Consider the following 1,639-nt stretch of genomic DNA (forward strand, 5'->3'; position numbering starts at 1 on the left):
TCTTACACTCCTCCCTGTCTCTGTTTTATGATTCTTAGTGTCTCCTATCCGCAGTAGAAAGAGGTACTTATGTCTAAAACTACAATGACAGGGAATCAAAAACATATGACTTTGGACGACCGTATTATCATCGAAAAGAGCTTGGATCAGCACCACTCTCTTCGCAGCATTGCTTTGCAGTTAGAAAAAGACCCTACCACCATCTCTAAGGAAATCAAGAAACACCGTTCTTTTCATGAGCATAACCATTTCAATGAACCCCTTAATAAATGTGCTCTTGCCAACGTCTGTAATAAGAAAAATATCTGTGGTACCTATGCTCCTGTCTGCAAAAGAATGTGCAGGCTCTGTAATCACTGCAACTCCCACTGCAAGGATTTTATCCCTCGCAGCTACCATTGCTGCTCCCTGGATAAGGCTCCTTTCGTCTGTAACGGCTGTAAGAAAAAAAGCGGCTGCCGTTTGGATAAATCTTACTATAAGGCTACTACCGCGCACAGACAGTATAAAACTGTCCTTGTAGAATCCAGAACCGGGATCAACCTTTCGCCTGATGACCTGACACGGCTCGATGAGTTCGTCTCCCCCCTCATTCTACAAGGGCAGTCTCCCTATATGATCCTGCATAACCATCCGGAAATCCCCTGCTCTGAAAAGACCCTTTATAATTATATCGAATCCGGTGCTCTTAGCGTGAAGAACATGGACCTGCCAAAAAAAGTCAAATATAAAATCCGCTCTTCTCATTCGACTGAAACTATGGACAGGGCTATTTACGAAGGTCGTACATACAAAGATCTTCAGGCATTCTTAAAAGAATTCCCTGATACCAGAATCACGGAAATGGACACCGTACTTGGCTGCGATGGTTCCCGCAAAGTATTATTAACCTTCCACTTTGACTGCTGCTCCTTTATGATGGCCTATCTCCTTGACAGTAAGGAATCACGCCATGTCAAATCGGTATTTGACTCCATTGAACAGGATATTGGGACTTTTTCTTTCTCCACCGCCTTTTCTCTGATTTTGACTGACCGAGGTGGTGAATTTCAAATTCCGGATGCTTTGGAATGCGGACAGGATAACCTGATTCGTACAAGCATTTATTATTGTGATCCGATGTGCTCATGGCAAAAGCCACATTGTGAAAAGAACCATGAATATATCCGGAAAATGTGCCCGAAAGGAACTTCCTTTGATGACTATTCACAAAACGATATCAAGCGGATGATGAGCCATATCAACAGTTCGCCGCGTCAAAGCCTTGGAGGGCTCTCGCCCATAGCTTTGGCAAAGCTTATGCTGCCTCAGGAATTATTAGATTGTTTCGGACTGACCGAAATACCAGCAGATGAGATTGTATTAACACCGGCATTACTTAAAAAATAAAACCAGATAACAAAGAGAAATCTGCGGACACGAGACCCATATATCTTTCTGCAGGCAAGTGGAATTTAGTCTTACAGGAGTTGATTCCAGTTGTCTTATTAGCATACCTATTTATAGCAGAAACTCTGTTGTTATCCGGTTAAATTCCACTTTAAAGGGTTTGACGCATTTCGTCAAACCCTTTAATACCGAATTTAGTCTTCCGTGTGGAATTTAAGTTTACATGCGGAATTTACTTTTTCACTCAAGC

2 protein-coding genes and 1 pseudogene are annotated in these 1,639 nt (G+C 42.4%); 2 read left to right on the top strand and 1 reads right to left on the bottom strand.

From position 1 onward, the window contains the following. Positions 1-105: 105 nt before the first annotated feature. A pseudogene (locus ABC831_RS26285) lies at positions 106-165 on the top strand (hypothetical protein); the annotation flags it as partial. 15 nt (positions 166-180) lie between these two features. On the opposite strand, the gene ABC831_RS26290 reads toward ABC831_RS26285, so the two are convergent. After that, positions 181-399: a hypothetical protein gene (locus ABC831_RS26290; protein WP_343251041.1), complete on the bottom strand. Its 219-nt coding sequence runs from the start codon at positions 397-399 to the stop codon at positions 181-183. A gap of 63 nt (positions 400-462) precedes the next feature. Between ABC831_RS26290 and ABC831_RS26295 the strand changes: the two genes are divergently transcribed. After that, entirely contained in the window at positions 463-1,389 is a 927-nt protein-coding gene (locus tag ABC831_RS26295; RefSeq protein ID WP_343251040.1) for an IS30 family transposase, read from the top strand. Positions 1,390-1,639: the final 250 nt, after the last annotated feature.

This window comes from Diplocloster hominis (genome assembly GCF_032380655.1).
Taxonomy (GTDB): Bacteria; Bacillota; Clostridia; order Lachnospirales; family Lachnospiraceae; genus Diplocloster; species Diplocloster hominis.

Bases quoted from the DNA above. Each gene is read 5' to 3' on its own strand.
- ABC831_RS26290 (WP_343251041.1), bottom strand. From the start codon at position 399: ATGGTAGCTGCGAGGGATAAAATCCTTGCAGTGGGAGTTGCAGTGATT.